The organism is Devosia sp. SL43 (assembly GCF_021729885.1).
Classification (GTDB): Bacteria; Pseudomonadota; Alphaproteobacteria; order Rhizobiales; family Devosiaceae; genus Devosia.
The window spans coordinates 2007755-2025400 of the sequence record NZ_CP063401.1; the positions used below are offsets into that span (position 1 = coordinate 2007755).

A 17646-nucleotide genomic window follows, 5' to 3' on the forward strand; every position below is an offset into this window, starting at 1 on the left:
ATACCTAAAAGGCGACGGACAGGCATGAGTTCCGCAACGATCGCAAATGAAGACATCGTCTCCTGGCTCGCGAACAACCCGCAGATCGAAGTTCTTCACACCGCCGTCTGCGATTTGAACGGCATCCTGCGCGGCAAACGCATCCCCATCGATCAGGCCCGGCGCATTGCCGACAACGGCATCCGCATGCCGCTTTCCATCGTCGGCGTGGACGTGTGGGGCGAGGATATCGTGGGCAACCCGATGGTCTTTTCCAATGGCGATACCGATGGCATCTGCAGTCCGACCGGACGCGGGGCCCTACCCATCAACTGGACCACGCGCCCCAGCGCCATGATCCCTCTGTGGCTGTTCCAGGACGCGCGGACGCCATTCCTTGGCGACCCGCGTCAGGCGCTGGCGCAGGTGCTGCGGCGCTATGCCGAGCACGGTCTGCAGCCGGTGGTTGCCACCGAGCTCGAATTCTACCTGGTGGATCCCGAAGCCGATTCCGCACAGCCGCCGATTTCGCCCTATACCGGCAAGCGGCTCGATTCCGACGCTATCCTGTCGCTCGACGAGTTGGAGGACTTTGGCGAATTCTTCCGCGACGTCTACCTCCAGTGCCAGCAGCAGAACGTGCCTGCCGATACCGCCGTGGCGGAAAATGGCGTCGGCCAGTTCGAGATCAACCTGTTGCACACCCCTGATGCCCTCAAGGCGGCGGACGACGCCGTGCTGTTCAAGCGGATCGTCAAGGGCGTGGCGCGCAAGCACAAGCTGGTGGCGACCTTCATGGCCAAGCCCTACGGGGCCCGTTCCGGCAATGGCTTCCATGTGCATTTCAGCCTCAATGACCTGTCGGGCAACAACGTGTTCGATGACGGCACCGAAACCGGTTCGGATGTGATGCTGCACGCCGTTGGTGGCCTACTGGCCGGCATGGCAGAATCGACTTTGCTGTTCGCGCCCCACTTCAATTCTTATCGCCGCCTGCGCCCGGACACCCACGCCCCCAGCGCCATTTCATGGGGCTACGAGAACCGCACGACAGCCGTCCGCATTCCCGGCGGCAACCACAAAGCTCGTCGCATCGAGCACCGTGTTTCGGGCGCTGACGCCAACCCCTATCTGGTGCTGGCCGGCATCCTCGGCGCGGCCCTGGTCGGCATCGAGGACAGCAAGAAGCCCCCAAAGCCGTTTGCCGGCCGGGCCTATTCCGAACGCCTGCCCAAGCTGCCGGCAGACTGGGCCTCGGCGGTCAATGCCTTTGAGGATGGCGACATGATCCCGCGCATTTTCGACCAGACTCTGCAGTCGATGTTCGTTGCCTGCAAGCGGCAGGAAATCGCCGGCTTTGCCTCCCAGGTCAGCGATCTCGAATTCAGCGCTTACCTGGAGGCCGTGTGATGGCCCCCGCAAGCTATGCCGGGGACGGAAGCTATCCACCGAGCTATTACGCAGCGTCGCGCAACATCATCCGCAAGCCGGTCACCCTTCAGGGCGACGTTGAGGCCGATATCTGCGTCGTCGGCGCCGGCTATTCTGGCCTGTCCTCTGCCATTCACCTGGCCGAGCATGGCTTCAAGGTTGTCGTCGTCGAAGGCGCTGAGGTCGGGTGGGGCGCCTCGGGGCGCAATGGCGGCCAGGTGGTCAACGGCCTCAATGCCAGCCTCGGCACCATCACCCGCCGCTATGGCGAGCAAACGGCAAAGTTCGTCGGCGGGCTGCTGCAAGAAGGCGCCAGTATCATCTATGACTGGGTCGACCGCTACGCCATCGAGTGCGATCTCAAGCGCGGCAACATCTATGCCGCCTATACGCCCAAGCACATGGAAGAGCTCAAGGCCAAGCAGGCCCTATGGCGCCAACATGGCATGGATGACCACGAACTGCTCGACAAGCAGGCGATCCGCCGACACATCGGCAGCGCGGTCTACGAAGGCGGGATGATCGATCATTCGGGCGGGCACATGCATCCGCTCAATCTAGCTCTGGGCGAGGCGGCCGCGCTCGAGCAGCTGGGCGGGACAATTTTCGAGCACTCGCCGGTGACAAAAGTCGAGCAGAACGCCTCTGGTGCCAGTGTCCAGACCCAAAGCGGCAGGGTCACGGCAAAGGCGGTGTTGGTTTGCGGCAATGCCTATCTCGGCAATGTCGTGCCTGAACTGACGGCGCGGGTCATGCCTGTTTCCACCCAGATGATGGCCACCGAACCGCTCGGCGCCGAGCGGGCCAATGCCTTGCTGCCCACCGGCATGTGCGTGGAAGACGTGCGCTATATTCTCGATTATTTCCGCGTCAGCGCCGATCACCGGCTGATCTTCGGCGGTGGCGTGGTTTATGGCGGCACCGACCCCGCCGATGTCGTCGCCAAGCTACGGCCCAACATGGACAAGGTCTTTCCCCAGCTCACGGATGTTCGCATCGACTATGCCTGGAGCGGCAACTTCGCTCTCTCCTTCTCCCGCGTCCCGCAACTGGGCCGGTTGGGCAGGAATGTCTATTTCGCCCACGGCTATTCCGGTCACGGGATCACCGGGTCGCACCTGTTCGGCCGCATTCTTTCGGAGGCCGTGAGGGGCGACCTGACCCGCTTCGACACTTTCGCCGCGCTCCCCTGGATCCCCTTCCCCGGCGGCCGCATGTTCCGCGCCCAGTATTCCACCCTCGGTTCGTGGTGGTATGAACTCAAAGACCGGCTCGGCATTTGAGTGCGCGCACGGCGCGTTCGCCCGTTCAAGACAGCGGAATGCCGCCAACTCCGCCGGAACCCTCCGCCGGTTGCTCGGGAGTGGCGTTCACAGTCCAACCTGCTCTGCCGGGGGCACAATCGTTGCAAACCCACCACAATTGGCGCTCACAACATTGCGAGCAATTGCTCCTGTTAAGGTTTGCGGAGTATGGCTTTTTGGCGCGGTGCGGCCCCGTCAGCTTCCGTTCAGGATCGGGCGTGTAACCGACAAGCGTTGCCGTGCTGGAGCTCACATGAACAAGATCTTGGTTTGCCTCGTCGCTGCCCTTGCGGGTGTGGGAAGCGCTGTTCCAGCAAGCGCTCAGGACGTGGCGAGTCTCGCCGCAGGGCCGGTCATCATCGCGCCCGCGCAAACCCCACTGGCCCAGACCATCAAGGCTGGCCTTGCCGCAGCCTATTACGGCGCCGCCAAGGATTCTGCGGCCTATAACGAAGCCCAACGGCTCTATTTCTTCTATGGCGCCCGCCATTTCGAGCCGATCTGGCTCGATGAGGCCGCCAATGGCGAGGTCAGCTTCTCAGCGCCCGCCCAGCAGATTCTCAAGCTTTTTGCCGCCGCCGAAAGCGAGGGCCTGCGCCCCAGCGATTACCTGACGCCTGATCTCGACGTAGCCGGCGCCAAGGGCGATCCGCTCAAGATGGCTGCGCTCGAAACCGCTTTTTCCGGCGCCACCCTGCGCTATGCCACCCACATCTATACCGGCCGCATCAAGCCAAGCTCGGTCAGCCAGCTGCTCGATGTCGCGCCCAAGCAACTCGACGATACGGCGCTGCTGGTGCAGCTGGCATCCAGCCCCGATCCGGTGGCCGTGATCGCCGCGCTTGAGCCGACCCATCCCGAATTCCTCGCCCTCAAGGCCGCCCTCGCGACCTTTGACGAGAGCCAGACCGATCGCCCCGCCCAGATCGCCGCGGGACAAACGCTCAAGCCCGGCATGAGCGATCCTCGCGTGCCGGTGCTGCGCACCCGCTTCGAGCTGCCCACCGCCGAAGGCTCCGTCTATGACGATGCGCTGGTCGAAGCCATGAAGGCCTTCCAGACCAGTCTCGATCTCGATGTCGATGGCGTCATGGGGCCGGCAACGCTGGCCGCTCTCAATGGTGGGACGCCGCTGACCAAGGCCGACATTATCGCCAATATGGAACGCTGGCGCTGGATGCCGCGCGACCTGGGCCAGTTCAACGTCTTCGTGAACATTCCCGAGTTCCGCCTCGCCATCAGTCGCGATGGCGTTGAGGAATACACCACCCGCGTTGTCGTCGGCACGGTGAAGAACCAGACGCCCGTCTTCTCGGACAGCATCCGCCACATCGTGGTGAACCCCTATTGGAACGTCCCGAGTTCCATCCTGCGCGGCGAAATCGCCCCCGCCGTGATGCGCAATCCGGGCTATATCGACAGCCACAACTACGACCTGCTCTACAATGGCAGCCCGATCAGCCCGTGGTCAGTCGATTGGAGCCAGGTCAGCCCGTCCAACTTCCCCTTCCGCGTCCGCCAGCGCCCCGGTGCCGGCAATGCGCTGGGCCAGATCAAGTTCCTGTTCCCCAACAAGCACGACGTCTACCTGCACGACACGCCGTCCAAGTCGCTGTTCTCGCGCGATTTCCGTGCCTACAGCCACGGCTGCGTCCGGGTCATGAATCCGATGGAATTCGCCGATGCTCTGATGGCCAATGAGCCCAATATCTCGCGGGCTTCGCTCGAAGCCATGTTTGGCTCGTCCGAGCGCTGGGTGAATCCGGAAAAGCAGATTCCTGTCCATATCGCCTATTTCACCATCCGCGTCGAAGCCGATGGCTCACTGCGCTCCTTCGGCGACGTCTATGGCCACAATGCCAAGTTGATATCGGCGATGGGCCTGGATGCACCGGACGACATCCCCGAAATCGTCGCGGAAGCCGTCCCCGCTGCGGCCAACGCGCTGTCTCCGTAAGCGTGCGACGCCCGCCTGGCGTCCACCGCCCTTAACCCCGCGTTTACAATTTCGCCTTGGTTGTGCCCGTTTTTGCTCGTAATAACGTATGCGTGAGGGGTCCGGTGGGAGCCGGTTGACCGACCGTTAGCGTTAATAACTTCGATCATTTTTTGCGCTAACGTCCGACGACGACTGGCAATAACCGGCAGAGTTTCGCGTGACGGGGACTTCCTATTTGAAACGGCACCATATCGTGCGGCTGCTGATTGCCGCCCTTATGAGCATCACCGTCATCCTGCCACAGGCCGTTACTCCGGCTGCGGCGGCGACTGAACGCGCGCTCTACCTGTATTATACCCATACCGGCGAGACGGCCCGCATCGTCTTCAAGCGCAATGGGCAATACGTTCAGTCCGGCCTCAACGATCTCAATCAGTTCCTGCGCGACTGGCGCCGCAACGAGCCCACCAAGATGGACCCGCGCCTGTTCGACCTCGTCTGGGAGGTCTACCAAGAGGTCGGCGGCAGCCAGCCCATCAATATCGTTTCCGCCTATCGCTCACCCGCCACCAACGCCATGCTGGCCGCCAATTCTTCGGGCGTCGCCGACAACTCCCAGCATATGCGCGGCACGGCGATGGACTTCTTTATCCCCGGCATTCCGTTGGCCAAGCTCCGCGCCACTGCCATGAAAAAGCAGGTCGGTGGCGTCGGCTACTATCCCACGTCCGGCAGCCCCTTCGTCCATCTCGACGTCGGTTCGGTGCGCGCCTGGCCGCGCATGACCCGCGCTCAGCTCAAGGAAATCTTCCCCGACGGCAAGACCATGCACCTGCCCACCGATGGCACGCCGCTGTCGCAGCAGGGCTACCAGGTCGCCTTGGCCGAATGGAAGCAGTGCCATCGCTATCCGTGCAACGGCGATTCCGGCGGCACCCAGGTCGCCGAAGGCGGTAGCGGCCGCACGCTGGTCGACATGCTGTTTGGCGGCAACAACCAGCCCGCCGCCGCAACGGCTGCAGCACCTGCTCCTGTACAGGTCGCCGCCGTCGCACCACAGCCGGCAATGCCGCAAGCGGCGCCGATTCCCGCCATGCGCCCGGCCAATCTCGGTGGCGTTTCCGCCCCCGTCGAGGTGGCAGCGGTCGCGCCGGTTCCCGCTTTGCCCTTTGGCACCGTTGGCAGCGCCCCGCTCGATCCGACCGAATTGACCACAGCTGTCGTGGCCCCGGTCCCCGCGCTCAAGTCGCAGGCCCTGCAAGTGGCCACCGCTGCCGCCCTGCCATCGGGCGATGCTGTCACCGCGCTTGCCGCGCTCACCGCGCCCGTGCCGCAGCCGCGTCTGATCATGACCGAGCCGCCGCAGCCCGATGTGATGACCGCCTATCTCGCGCCCATGCCGCAGGATCCCGAAGCCCAGCGCGCCCTGCAGATGATCATCGATCGTGAAACCACGGCAGCCACGCCGCCGCCGAGCCCGGCCTCGCGTCTGCCCATCCTGCCGTCGCTGACCTCCGCCACCGGCATCCGCACGGCATCGCTGGGTGGTGGCGACGCCGTCACCGGCGCCCTGGCCGGCCTCTTCAACGGCACCTTCGGCGCGCCGCAGCAGAGTGCCCCGGTCGCCGCTGCACTGGCCGATCACATCGCCAACCGCACCGCGCCCGCGACCATGCGTAGCCCTGACCTCATCGCCCCCGATCTTGAGCACATCGCCGAAGTCTTCCTGGCCCCATCAGCGCTGACCTCGGACCATTTTGCGGTGATCTGGGACCACGACGAGGCCGATTTCAGCCCGGCGACTGAGATGGGCGAATACGTCACCGTTATGAGCGTCGGCGACTTCCCCGAGGGCCTGTCGCACAACAAGTTCGTCAGCGCCGCGCCCGTCGCCATCGCCACCAACTGACATCGCCGCATTTGCGGCATCATCGGGCCCTAACAAACCCCTGCCGCCAATAGGCGCAGGGGTTTGCTCATGTTGCAAAGCAAGCGTTCCAAGCCTAAAGAATTGATCAAGGCCATTTGGCAAAGGATCGCCCGCTTGCCCGACAAGCCCTCCACTCCGCTGCTCGACACCGTTCAATCGCCCGCCGACCTGCGCGCCATGCCGCGCGAAAATCTGCGCCAGCTGGCCGATGAATTGCGCGCCGAAATGATTGACGCGGTCTCGGTCACCGGCGGCCATCTGGGCGCCGGCCTTGGCGTCGTCGAGCTGACGGTGGCCCTCCATGCCATCTTCGATACCCCGCACGACCGCATCATCTGGGACGTCGGCCACCAGGCCTATCCGCACAAGATCCTGACCGGCCGTCGCGACCGCATCCGCACGCTGCGCCAGAAGGATGGCCTCAGCGGTTTCACCCGTCGCGCCGAAAGCGAATACGACCCGTTTGGCGCCGGCCATTCCTCCACCTCGATCTCGGCTGGCCTCGGCATGGCCGTCGCCAGCGAACTGCTCGGCAGGCCCCGCAATGTTGTTGCCGTCATCGGTGATGGCGCAATGTCCGCCGGCATGGCCTATGAGGCGATGAACAATGCCGGCGCCATGGATGCCCGGTTGATCGTCGTGCTCAACGACAACGACATGTCGATCGCCCCGCCCACCGGCGCCCTGCGCACCTACTTGGCGCGCCTGGTTTCCGGCCCGGTCTATCGGGGCACCCGCGAAGCGGCCAAGACCGTGGTCAGCAAGCTGCCCAAGATGCTGCACGAGCCGGCCCGCAAGACCGAGGAATTCGCCCGCTCCTTCTTCACCGGCGGCACGCTGTTCGAAGAGCTGGGCTTTTACTATGTCGGCCCCATCGACGGCCACGATCTCGAAAACCTGCTGCCCATCTTCGAGAATGTCCGCGATGCCGCCGAAGGCCCGATTCTGGTCCATCTGGTCACCCAGAAGGGCAAGGGCTATGCCCCGGCCGAAAGCTCGGCCGACAAATATCACGGCGTGTCCAAGTTCAACGTCATCACCGGCGCCCAGTCCAAGGCGCCGTCCAACGCCCCGTCCTATACCAATGTCTTTGCCGAGACGCTGATCCAGGAAGCCAGTGACGACCCGCGCATCGTCGCCGTCACCGCTGCCATGCCAACAGGCACTGGCCTCGACAAGTTCGCCGAAATCCACCCGACCCGCATCTTCGACGTTGGCATTGCCGAACAGCATGCTGTGACCTTTGCCGCCGGCCTCGCCAGCGAAGGCATGCGCCCGTTCTGCGCCATCTATTCGACCTTCCTGCAGCGCGCCTACGACCAGGTCGTACACGACGTGGCCATCCAGCACCTGCCGGTGCGCTTCGCTATCGACCGCGCGGGCTATGTCGGCGCCGACGGCCCCACCCATGCCGGCAATTACGACGCCGCCTATCTCGGCGCCATTCCTGGCATCGTACAGATGGCGGCTGCCGACGAGGCCGAACTCCGGCACATGGTGGCCACCGCGGCCGCCTACGACTACGGCCCCATCGCCTTCCGCTATCCGCGGGGCGACGGCATGGGCGTCGACATGCCCGCCCGCGGCGAAAAACTCGCCATCGGCAAGGGCCGCATCGTCCGCCAGGGGGCAACCATCGCCATCCTGAGCTACGGCACCCGCCTGGGCGAAGTGCTCGCCGCCGCCGACAAGCTTGCCGCCCTGGGCCTCAACCCCACCATCGCCGATGCCCGCTTTTTGAAGCCGCTCGACGAAGAGCTGATCGCCAAGCTGGCGACCACGCATGATGTACTGCTAACCACCGAGGAAGGCTCCATCGGCGGCTTCGGCAGCCACGTCGCCACCTTCCTCGCCAGCAACGGTCTGCTCGACGGCAAACTCCGCTTCCGCCCGCTGATGATCCCCGATCGTTTCGTGGAACATGCCAGCCAGACCGACATGTATGCCGATGCCGGCTTGGACCGGGCTGGCATCGTGGCTACGGCCCTGACCACGCTGGGGTTTGACGAAGCCGCTATGGCTGCGGCATTGGGCAAGATCAACTAGGCGGTAAAGGCCCATTCCCGACACTGCGTTCGCGACTCCACCCCCTCCCAACCTCCCCCATCAAGGGGGAGGTGCCGCCCGGTGGTTGGGCTCGATCTCAGCACGCAAGTGGAGAGAAACCTCCCCCTTGATGGGGGAGGTAGGTGGGGGTGAATGCCGCTTGCCCGAAACGTTCAACTGCCACCGATAGGAGTAGGTCGCCCTACTTCCAGGTAAACGCCCGCGTCACCGCATAGTTGAAGACCGAGCTCATCACCGCGCCGGACAGGCCAGCGATAAACGTCTGGTGATCCCACTGGTAGATCGCATTGGCCACCGAGATATTGGCGATCCCGCCCAGCGCGCAGATGGCGCAGAAGCTCAGGAAGCCCGTGATCAGCCGTGTCCCGCGTAGCTTGCGATCGGCATAAGTCAGATTGTTGTTGAGGACGAAGTTCCAGGCCATGGCCGTCAGGGTCGCCATAATCTGGCTGAGCACGAAGCCCTGGCCCATCGCCGTGAACGCCGCCAGCACCGCCAGATGCACCACCACGCCCGTGCCACCCACCAGCCCAAACAGCAGGAAGCTCGGCGGCAACGCGCCATTGGTCAGCTTGGAGAACCACAGACCCAGATACTGGATCACGATCAGCGGGTTCATCTTGCTCTCACCGGCATGGCGCGGGCGGAACGTGTAAGGCACTTCGGCGATCTTGAGCGGCGCACCCATGCGCGCCGAGGTCACGATCAGGTCGATCAGGACCTTGAAGCCATCACTGGCCAGCTTCGGCGCCGCCTTGAGCGCCGCCTCGCGGCGCATCAGGAAAAACCCGCTCATCGGATCGCTCACCGCCTGTCCGGCAATCATGCCAGCCAGCTTGTTGGCGAAATTGCTGCCCGACAGCCGCGCCGTACTCAGCCCCTCGCCGGCCGAACCCCCATCGGCAAAGCGCGAGCCGACCACGAGGTCGGCACCGTCAAGCGCCCGCTTCAGCATCTCGGGCAGGATCGCCTCGTCATGCTGCAGATCGGCATCGATCACCGCCACATAGGGCGCAGCCGTCACCGCCATGCCCTCGACACACGCCGAGGCCAAGCCACGGCGCCCGAACCGGCGCAGGCAACGCACATTGGCATAGACGCGGGATAGCTCGTTGACGACATCGGCCGTGCCATCGGGGCTGTTGTCGTCGACGACAATCATTTCCCATGGCGTGTCGCCCAGAGCGATCGCGACCTTTTCGTAAAGCAACTCGATATTGTCCCGCTCATTGTAGCTGGGAACGATAACGGCGAGTTGCGGAGGATTGAATGTGGCCTGCTGTTCGACCATTGGGCTGGTTGAAGGTCCGATCGACATGCGCGCTTACCTGTAATGCTCTGCGGGTTGGTTCCCCGCTAACTCTCTAAAAGCATATCCTATCGCCTGGGTTGCCCACAATCGGCCCATAGCTGCCTTGCATTTGGCGCAAGTGTCACCACCCGTCCAATGTGTCACTGAACGCCTGACCACCACAATGGGAGCCGCCGTGCATCAGGCCAGCATCGATCCGCGCCAAGACCGTGCCACCGCCTTCGTCCTGCTCTTGCCACTGGCCTTCGTTTTGCTGGGCACGCTGATCCGCTTCCTCGCCTTCCGCTATGAGTGGCCCGACATGCCGGCCGCGGACTATTTCGATGCGCTCTGCCGCTGGGACTGCAACTGGTACGTCACCATGGCCGAGACCGGCTACGACCGCTTCCCGGTGCCAAGCCGCAGCAATGGCGGCAATTGGCCGTTCTTTCCGTTCTATCCTATGCTGGTCGGCGTCATTTCCAAGCTGGTTCCGCTGCCCACCATCACCACGGCGAGCCTGGTCTCGATCGCCACCGCCTATGCCGCCGTCGTCATCGCCTGGCCGCTGCTGGGCCGCAACAAGCAGGCTTACACGCTCTACGCCGCCTTCATGCTGGCGGGCCCGCTGTCGATCTATTTCACCACTTTCTTCACCGAAGTGATGTTCGTGCTGCTGACCACGCTGGTCTTCCGCTTCCTCAGCCGCTCCAACTATCTCGGTGCCGCCGGTGCCACGGCACTGCTCTCGGCCACGCGCATTGTCGGCGTCTTCGCTTCCATCTCCATCGGCGTGCAGGCCCTGATGGACTGGCGTCGCAATAATGGCTCCTGGCGCGGCGTCGTACCCGGTCTGCTCGGCCAACCGCGTCTGGTCCTTGCCATCTTCATCGCTCCGCTCGGCCTCTTCGTCTACATGGCCTTCCTGCGTTACTGGATGGGCGATGGCCTGGCCTTCAGCCATGTGCAGCGCGCCTGGGGCCGCATGGTGGGCAATCCCGCGACATATCTCTGGCGCGGCCTTAGTACGCCACCCGGCGAAGGCCAGTGGCTGCACAATTCGCAGATCCTTGCTTTGGCTGCCGTCGCCGGCTTCGTGCTGACAGCCATTCTGGCGTGGCGCCGCCAGTGGCCCGCGGTGGTCTTTGCCCTCGCCTGCATCCTCATTCCACTGGCGGCGGGTCTCGCCTCGATGATGCGCTTCATGGCCGGCATGGCGCCGCTCACCATCACCCTGATGACCATCCTCGGCCGCCATCGCCCGATTTTCATGCTGAGCTTGGTCGCCCTGATAGCGGGCGCCTGGTTCACCACTCTCGCCTGGCTGGGAGGCAATATTGCGCTTGTCTGATCGCTCCCCCGCCGCGCTGGGCACCTACGCCCTCGCCGCCCTGCTGGCGCTGTTCGAACTCGCCGTGCTCTGGCAGGCGCTCCATCCGCAGGTCTCGGCGGATTACCGCGCCTATTACATCGACCGCACCACCACCTGCCTGCCGCAGATCGTCACCGGGCAGTACACCCTCGGCACCGAACTCGATTTCCGCGCCGGGGGCGACGAGACCCGCGAACTGCTGCCCTGCGGCTGGACCGGTCCCGCCGGCGACGGCCTGCACTCGGTCGGCACCTCCTCGCGCCTGCGCTTCGCCATTGCCACCCCGCAGGACCTGACGCTGACGCTCGAATTGTCCGGCACGACTCTCGACGGTCCACCCCAGCAGCGCGTGGTGATCTCGTCCGGAGATACGCAGATCGGCGAAGTTTCGGTCACACCCGACAAGACCGAACGCTTCACGCTGGCCGTTCCCGCTTCCGCCATCGTCGACGGCTACCTCGACCTGCTGCTGTCCTACCCCGACGCCATCAATCCCGGCCGCATCGCCGACACCTACTGGCGCTCGGTCAAGCTGACAGCCGCAAGTCTGGGCCCGCAATAGGACCAAACTTTACCAATCCCCTTAACGGCGTAGCTACCGACCTGCGGTAGTCTGCGCCGCAGAGGTACCCATGGCCATTTCAGCACTGTCCAGCAGCATTTCCGGCATGCACCGGGCGTCCGACCGCTTTGAAGCCAGCGCGAACCGCGTCGCCCGCTACGGCACGGGTCTCGCCGATGTCGATCTGGGCACCGAAATGGTCAATGTCATGCAGTCCAAGCACGACTTCGCCGCCAATGCCAAGGTCGCCAAGGCCATCGGCGACATGCAGAAGTCGGCCATAGATATCCTGGCCTAATCAGCCATCGCCTTGGCATAGGCGATCAATTCCGGCCGGTATTCGAAATGCATGGTGTCATAGTGATACCAGCGCCCGCCCCAGATAAACCCCTCGGCCTCGAACAGCGCGACCACCGCCAGCGGAATGCGGTTCTTGAACGGAATGGGATCGGCATCCACCCCGGCCCAGCGCCAGTAGTCCGAGAAGTCGACATTGATGTCGAAGGCCGCGCCGAACGAATGCACGCTCAGCTGGCTCGTGCCGGCAATCACCCGCCAGTTGAACCCGCCGCCCGGATTGCGCCCATAGTCTACCAGTTCGCCCGTCATGCCCGCGGCAACTGCAGCCAGCCGCTGGTCTATATCAAGCAGCGTCGTCACCCGTGCCGAGCCGCCGAGCCACGGCACACTGACGACATGATCGTCCACCGCGCCTGCACTCGCGCCATAAATGGCCTTGAAGAAATTCTCATTGCGAATGCGCCCAGGATCGAAGTCCCTGTCCGGGGTCAGCGCGCCCGCTGCAGCCAGCGGATAGACATAGTGGAACATGTCCTCCACGTCAGGCGATGCGATCAGTTCCTCGGCACCGCGCGCCTTGCCATCGTCCCAAACGATCCGCGTGCCATCGGGAAACACCACGTCGTTGCCATCGAACACGAAGAGATCGGGATAGCCCGCTACGAGCGCCGCCCGCTTGGCAGCATCGTCGGCGGTGGCGGGAATGGCCAGCAAAAGCAGTGCCAAAGGACAAATAGCCAGACGCATTCGTTACCCCCTCAGTCGTCGATCACGCCAAGCCCCTAGACATAGTTGGTGGGCAAGCCCGTCGAGAGCTTCACAGTCTCCATCGAGATATAGGCCGACATGTCGAACAGCTCGATCCGGCCGACCAGCTGACGATAGATGACATCATAGTGCTCCACATTGGGCAGCACGAGCTTGATGATATAGTCGAAATTCCCGGTCAGCCGATGCACCTCGACAATCTCCGGTATGGTGCTCACCGCCGCGTGGAACTGCTCCAGCCACCCCGCCTCATGCCGCCCCGTCCGCACGATAACAAACACCGTCGTCGGCAAACCAAGCTTCTTGCGGTCGAGCAGGGCAACGCTGCGCGCGATATATCCCTCCTCGCGTAGCCGCGCGATCCGCCGCGAACAGGCTGATGCCGACAGTGCCACCGCGTCGGCAATCGCGCTCACCGCCATTTCAGCATCAGCTTGCAGCAGTTCCAGGATACGGCGGTCACGATCATCCAGCATGACCCAATCGTGCACGATCCGACGCTACTGCGCAATCCACCAGCTTCAATCTCTACAATTGCGCCTCGCACGTGCAGAACGGCAAACCGTCGATGGCAACATCGCATCCTGTTTGCACAAGACATCCAGCATGCTGGCAGCAAGGATGGAGCAAACACCATGAAGACTATCGGCCTGATCGGCGGCATGAGCTGGGAATCCACGGCAGTCTATTACCGCCTCATCAACGAGGCAGTGCGTCGCCAACGCGGCGGCCTGCACTCCGCCGAAATCGCCATGCGCTCGCTCGATTTCGCCCGTGTCGTCGATCTGCAGAAGGACGGTCGCTGGAACGATGCAGCCACCCTGTTAGGCGAGGCGGGTGCCGGGCTCGCCCGCTCCGGCGCCGCCTGTGTGCTGATCTGCACCAATACCATGCATCTCGTCGCCGCCCCCGTCGCGGCCATGAGCGGCGTCGCCCTCATTGATATCATTGACGAAACCGCGCTCGCCCTGCGCGCCGACGGCCGCCGCCGCCCCCTGCTGCTGGCCACCCGCTATACGATGGAGCACGGCTTTTACGCCGAGCGCATGGCGCAACACGGCATCGACATTGTCGTTCCCGATGCGCACCACCGCACAATCGTCCACGACATCATCTTCGACGAACTCTGTCAGGGTCAGGTCCGCGCCACCTCCCGCGACCGCTACCTGGCCATTATCGACGCGGCGCGCGTCGAGGGCATCGACTCCGTCATTCTCGGTTGCACCGAAATCTCCCTCCTGATCGACCCAGCCACCCTCCCGCTCCCAGGCTATGACTCCACCGCCATCCACGCCGACGCAGCCGTGCGCTTCGCCATGGCCGAAACCCTGGACCGGGCCGCCTGAAATGTGCCGCTTCCTCGCCTATGCCGGGGAGCCGGCCTTCCTCGATACGCTGCTGATCGAGCCGGCTTCGTCGCTCGTCAGCCAGTCTCTCGCCGCGCGCGAGGCCAAGACGGTGGTCAATGGCGATGGCTGCGGCATCGGCTGGTACGGCACAAGACCGGAGCCTGGCATCTATCGTGGCACCCTGCCGGCCTGGTCCGATGCCAATCTGGCTTCGCTGTGCCACCAGCTTGAGACACCCATGTTCCTCGCCCATGTCCGCTCGGCGACCTCGGGCGAGGTATCCATGGCCAATTGCCACCCCTTCGCCAGCGGCCGCCACCTGTTCATGCATAATGGTCAGATCGGCGGCTACGATCGCATCCGCCGTCCGATCGAAGCCATGATCCCGGACGACCAGTATGCCCGCCGCCGCGGCAATGGCGACAGCGAAGCCATCTTCCTGGCTGCTGTGGGACACGGCCTGGCCAGCGACCCGGTTGCCGCCATTGCCAGCACGCTCTCGGCCTGCCTCGCCACCATGCGCGCCAGCCAGATCGAGGCCGCCTTGCGATTCACCGCCATTCTGGCCGATGGCCAGACGCTGCACGCCTTTCGCTGGGCCAGCGACGACCGCGCCCCCTCGCTCTATTGGCGCGAACTCGAGGCGGGCATTGCTATTGCGTCCGAACCCTTTGGCGATGCCGGCGACACTTGGAAAACAGTTCCGCCCGGCAGCGTCATGACGACGACCGGGCGGGACAATGTATCGATCGGCGAATTTGCGGTCGCTGGATAGCGAACTCAGTCTTCCGGCGGCGCCGCGACCATGCCCAGGGCAGCCATATACAGTTCGAGGATTGCTTCCTGCTCGGCGCGCTCATTGGCATCCTGCTTGCGGATGGCCACGATCTTGCGCAGAATCTTGGTGTCGAAGCCGTTGCCCTTGGCCTCGGCGTAGATTTCCTTGATGTCAGCGGCGATGGCCGCCTTTTCTTCTTCCATGCGCTCGATGCGCTCGATGAACGCCCGGAGCTGGTCCTGGGCAACGCTGTCTTCAGCCATGGGTTCGTCCTCTTCAGATCAAGCGCTGCTTGAACCGTACTCCGTCCCCCGGTTCAACCCCTTTGTGATCCAATCCACATGTCGCCATTCCGGCATACCCGCAATTCCGTCAAATCGGGGCATTAGCCATTGACCAATGCGTCACCATGGGCTCAAAGAAGGCACGTTTTCCCGATGATTTCCGGCACGCTTTTGCACACCATCCGTCTCGGCACGACCCTGATCGGCGCGATGTTCGCAAACCTGGCGTTTTTCGCAACGCCGGCTCACGCCGATTTGCGCATCTGCAACGAGACCACCAATCTGGTTTCGGTCGCCATGGGCTACCGCGCCGAACGCGGCTGGATGAGCGAAGGCTGGTGGCAGGCGCCTCCCGGCGATTGCCGCGTGCTCTACCAGGGCGATCTCGAGCGTCGCTTCTATTACATATTCGCAGCCGATGATGTCGCGGGCGGTGCCTGGGATGGAGCGGTGTTCATGTGTACGCGCGACGAGACCTTCACCATATTCGGGGTTGAGGATTGCCTCGCCCGCGGCTATGAGCGCACCGGCTTCTTCGAAATCGATACACAAAACCGCACGGACTGGACGCTGCAGCTCACCGAGAACGCCAACGGCCCGGCCGTGGTGGGCCCTGATGGCGAAGACCTCGAAGACCCCACTTTCCTTGTCGATCCTGCCGATGTGGACGCACCCCAGGACGACATAACGACGCAAGAAACGGATACGCAATGAAACGCATGCGACGCGCGAAGATCCTCGCCACCCTCGGGCCCGCAAGCCACGATGAAAAGATGATCGAGGAACTGGCCAAGGCCGGTGCCGACGTCTTCCGCATCAATATGAGCCACGCAAGCCACGAGGTCCTGCATCAGACCGTGGCGCGCATTCGCGCTGTCGAGAAAAAGCTCAATCATCCGCTCGGCATCCTGGTCGACCTGCAGGGTCCCAAGCTGCGCGTCTGGAAATTCGCCGAAGGTTCGGTCAACCTCGTTGCCGGGCAGAAATTCACGCTCGATAGCGACAAGAACGACACCGGCAACAGCGAACGCGTGTACCTGCCCCATCCCGAGATCATCGAAAGCGTTTCGGTCGGCGATCGCCTGTTGCTCGACGATGGCAAGCTGGCCCTCAAGGCCACCAAGGTCGGCGGCGGCATGATCGAGACTGAAGTGATCTATGGCGGCAAGCTCAGCGACAAGAAGGGCGTCTCCTTGCCCGATACGCTGCTGCCCACTGGCGCGCTGACCGAGAAGGATCACGCCGATCTGCTCGAAGGCCTCAAGGCCGAGGCCGACTGGATCGCGCTCAGCTTCGTGCAGCGCCCCGAAGACCTGATCGATGTCCGCAAGATCGTCCAGGGTCGCGCCGGCGTCATGGCCAAGATCGAAAAACCGCAGGCCATCGATCGGCTCGAAGAAATCGTCAAGCTCAGCGACGCCATTATGGTGGCACGCGGCGATCTGGGCGTCGAACTGCCACTCGAAACCGTGCCGGGTCTGCAGAAGCGCATGATCCGCATGTGCCGCCGCTACGGCAAGCCAGTGGTCGTTGCCACCCAGATGCTGGAATCGATGATCACCTCGCCGGTCCCGACCCGCGCCGAAGTCTCGGACGTGTCGATCGCCGTGTTCGAAGGCGCCGATGCCATCATGCTCTCGGCCGAATCCGCCTCGGGTCAGTATCCGATCGAAGCGGTTGCGACCATGAACAAGGTTGCCGTGGCCGTCGAAGGCGACGCCAACTATCGCGGCATCATCCGCGCTGCCCAGACCGAGCCGGAAGCCACCGCTGCCGACGCCATCTCGGCCGCCACGCGCCAGGTCGCCGAAACCCTCGACCTGGCCGCCATCGTCACCTACACGGCCTCCGGGTCGACCGGCATTCGTGCCGCCCGCGAGCGGCCCAGCAAGCCCATCATCGTCCTCTCGCCCAATATGCGCACCATCCGCCGCATGTCGGTGGTCTGGGGCGTCCATTGCGTGCAGACCGAGGATGCCGTGTCGCTCGAAGACATGGTCGATCGCGCCTGCGTCATCGCCTATCAGGAGGGCTTTGCCCGCCCCGGCGACCGCATCGCCATCACCGCAGGTATCCCGCTGGGCACGCCCGGCGCCACCAACATGCTGCGCATCGCCTTCGTCCGCCAGGACGGCGCTGGTTCGAGCTGATCGGGCGCAAATCCGACAATGCGAAGGCCCGCGCAAGCGGGCCTTTTTTGTTCGAGCTTTCCGAAATGGTCGACGCTCGCCTAGCAGCCAACTCGTCTTGCACGGCGGCTAACGTCACCACATAGTCTGGGTCTAGCCGACC

16 protein-coding genes are annotated in these 17646 nt (G+C 63.6%); 12 read left to right on the forward strand and 4 right to left on the reverse strand.

What is annotated here, in order from left to right; all coding sequences use genetic code 11:
• Positions 1 to 24: 24 nt before the first annotated feature.
• The 5 genes from IM737_RS09840 to dxs all read left to right on the forward strand — a co-directional run bounded on the left by IM737_RS09840 (position 25) and on the right by dxs (position 8629).
• Complete coding sequence (locus IM737_RS09840) at positions 25 to 1389, forward strand: glutamine synthetase family protein (RefSeq protein WP_236899737.1); 1365 nt, start codon at positions 25 to 27, stop codon at positions 1387 to 1389.
• Positions 1389 to 2693, forward strand: a complete 1305-nt coding sequence (locus IM737_RS09845; RefSeq protein ID WP_236899738.1) for an NAD(P)/FAD-dependent oxidoreductase — start codon at positions 1389 to 1391, stop codon at positions 2691 to 2693. The genes IM737_RS09840 and IM737_RS09845 overlap by 1 nt, the downstream gene beginning before the upstream one ends.
• A gap of 274 nt (positions 2694 to 2967) precedes the next feature.
• Entirely contained in the window at positions 2968 to 4671 is a 1704-nt protein-coding gene (locus tag IM737_RS09850) for a L,D-transpeptidase family protein (protein WP_236899739.1), read from the forward strand.
• A 217-nt stretch (positions 4672 to 4888) separates the two neighbouring features.
• Complete coding sequence (locus IM737_RS09855; protein ID WP_442874182.1) at positions 4889 to 6562, forward strand: DUF882 domain-containing protein; 1674 nt, start codon at positions 4889 to 4891, stop codon at positions 6560 to 6562.
• A 198-nt stretch (positions 6563 to 6760) separates the two neighbouring features.
• Positions 6761 to 8629: a 1-deoxy-D-xylulose-5-phosphate synthase gene (dxs, locus tag IM737_RS09860; protein WP_236899905.1), complete on the forward strand. Its 1869-nt coding sequence runs from the start codon at positions 6761 to 6763 to the stop codon at positions 8627 to 8629.
• A gap of 202 nt (positions 8630 to 8831) precedes the next feature.
• Here dxs and IM737_RS09865 read toward each other — a convergent pair whose 3' ends face one another.
• On the reverse strand, positions 8832 to 9968 hold the full coding sequence (locus IM737_RS09865) for a glycosyltransferase family 2 protein (protein ID WP_236899740.1): 1137 nt from the start codon (positions 9966 to 9968) through the stop codon (positions 8832 to 8834).
• Between the two features lie 169 nt (positions 9969 to 10137).
• Here IM737_RS09865 and IM737_RS09870 point away from each other — a divergent pair, with 169 nt between their 5' ends.
• The 3 genes from IM737_RS09870 to IM737_RS09880 all read left to right on the forward strand — a co-directional run bounded on the left by IM737_RS09870 (position 10138) and on the right by IM737_RS09880 (position 12173).
• A complete protein-coding gene (locus tag IM737_RS09870) occupies positions 10138 to 11292 on the forward strand; it encodes a hypothetical protein (protein WP_236899741.1) in 1155 nt (384 codons plus the stop codon).
• Positions 11285 to 11875 (forward strand): hypothetical protein, encoded by a 591-nt coding sequence (locus IM737_RS09875; protein ID WP_236899742.1) that lies wholly within the window; start codon positions 11285 to 11287, stop codon positions 11873 to 11875. Before IM737_RS09870 ends, IM737_RS09875 begins: the two co-directional genes overlap by 8 nt.
• A gap of 70 nt (positions 11876 to 11945) precedes the next feature.
• Positions 11946 to 12173: a flagellar basal body rod C-terminal domain-containing protein gene (locus IM737_RS09880; protein ID WP_236899743.1), complete on the forward strand. Its 228-nt coding sequence runs from the start codon at positions 11946 to 11948 to the stop codon at positions 12171 to 12173.
• On the opposite strand, the gene IM737_RS09885 is transcribed toward IM737_RS09880, so the two are convergent.
• Together IM737_RS09885 and IM737_RS09890 are read right to left on the reverse strand one after the other, a co-directional pair.
• A complete protein-coding gene (locus IM737_RS09885; protein ID WP_236899744.1) occupies positions 12170 to 12922 on the reverse strand; it encodes a M15 family metallopeptidase in 753 nt (250 codons plus the stop codon). The genes IM737_RS09880 and IM737_RS09885 overlap by 4 nt on opposite strands.
• A 35-nt stretch (positions 12923 to 12957) precedes the next feature.
• Positions 12958 to 13419, reverse strand: a complete 462-nt coding sequence (locus IM737_RS09890; protein ID WP_236899745.1) for an Lrp/AsnC family transcriptional regulator — start codon at positions 13417 to 13419, stop codon at positions 12958 to 12960.
• Positions 13420 to 13578: 159 nt separating this feature from the next.
• On the opposite strand from IM737_RS09890, the gene IM737_RS09895 reads away from it, so the two are divergent.
• Complete coding sequence (locus IM737_RS09895; protein WP_236899746.1) at positions 13579 to 14289, forward strand: aspartate/glutamate racemase family protein; 711 nt, start codon at positions 13579 to 13581, stop codon at positions 14287 to 14289.
• 1 nt (position 14290) lies between these two features.
• On the forward strand, positions 14291 to 15067 hold the full coding sequence (locus IM737_RS09900; RefSeq protein ID WP_236899747.1) for a class II glutamine amidotransferase: 777 nt from the start codon (positions 14291 to 14293) through the stop codon (positions 15065 to 15067).
• Between the two features lie 5 nt (positions 15068 to 15072).
• On the opposite strand, the gene IM737_RS09905 is transcribed toward IM737_RS09900, so the two are convergent.
• Entirely contained in the window at positions 15073 to 15333 is a 261-nt protein-coding gene (locus tag IM737_RS09905) for a DUF2312 domain-containing protein (RefSeq protein WP_236899748.1), read from the reverse strand.
• A 174-nt stretch (positions 15334 to 15507) separates the two neighbouring features.
• Here IM737_RS09905 and IM737_RS09910 point away from each other — a divergent pair, with 174 nt between their 5' ends.
• Both IM737_RS09910 and pyk read left to right on the forward strand, forming a co-directional pair.
• Positions 15508 to 16068: a DUF1036 domain-containing protein gene (locus IM737_RS09910; RefSeq protein WP_336886239.1), complete on the forward strand. Its 561-nt coding sequence runs from the start codon at positions 15508 to 15510 to the stop codon at positions 16066 to 16068.
• Complete coding sequence (gene pyk / locus IM737_RS09915; protein ID WP_236899749.1) at positions 16065 to 17504, forward strand: pyruvate kinase; 1440 nt, start codon at positions 16065 to 16067, stop codon at positions 17502 to 17504. The genes IM737_RS09910 and pyk overlap by 4 nt, the downstream gene beginning before the upstream one ends.
• Positions 17505 to 17646 lie beyond the last annotated feature (142 nt).

Coding starts and splice junctions, on each gene's coding strand:
- IM737_RS09840 (WP_236899737.1), top strand. CDS start 25: ATGAGTTCCGCAACGATCGCAAATGAAGACATCGTCTCCTGGCTCGCG.
- IM737_RS09845 (WP_236899738.1), top strand. CDS start 1,389: ATGGCCCCCGCAAGCTATGCCGGGGACGGAAGCTATCCACCGAGCTAT.
- IM737_RS09850 (WP_236899739.1), top strand. CDS start 2,968: ATGAACAAGATCTTGGTTTGCCTCGTCGCTGCCCTTGCGGGTGTGGGA.
- dxs (WP_236899905.1), top strand. CDS start 6,761: ATGCCGCGCGAAAATCTGCGCCAGCTGGCCGATGAATTGCGCGCCGAA.
- IM737_RS09865 (WP_236899740.1), bottom strand. CDS start 9,968: ATGTCGATCGGACCTTCAACCAGCCCAATGGTCGAACAGCAGGCCACA.
- IM737_RS09880 (WP_236899743.1), top strand. CDS start 11,946: ATGGCCATTTCAGCACTGTCCAGCAGCATTTCCGGCATGCACCGGGCG.
- IM737_RS09885 (WP_236899744.1), bottom strand. CDS start 12,922: ATGCGTCTGGCTATTTGTCCTTTGGCACTGCTTTTGCTGGCCATTCCC.
- IM737_RS09890 (WP_236899745.1), bottom strand. CDS start 13,419: ATGCTGGATGATCGTGACCGCCGTATCCTGGAACTGCTGCAAGCTGAT.
- IM737_RS09895 (WP_236899746.1), top strand. CDS start 13,579: ATGAAGACTATCGGCCTGATCGGCGGCATGAGCTGGGAATCCACGGCA.
- IM737_RS09900 (WP_236899747.1), top strand. CDS start 14,291: ATGTGCCGCTTCCTCGCCTATGCCGGGGAGCCGGCCTTCCTCGATACG.
- IM737_RS09905 (WP_236899748.1), bottom strand. CDS start 15,333: ATGGCTGAAGACAGCGTTGCCCAGGACCAGCTCCGGGCGTTCATCGAG.
- IM737_RS09910 (WP_336886239.1), top strand. CDS start 15,508: ATGATTTCCGGCACGCTTTTGCACACCATCCGTCTCGGCACGACCCTG.
- pyk (WP_236899749.1), top strand. CDS start 16,065: ATGAAACGCATGCGACGCGCGAAGATCCTCGCCACCCTCGGGCCCGCA.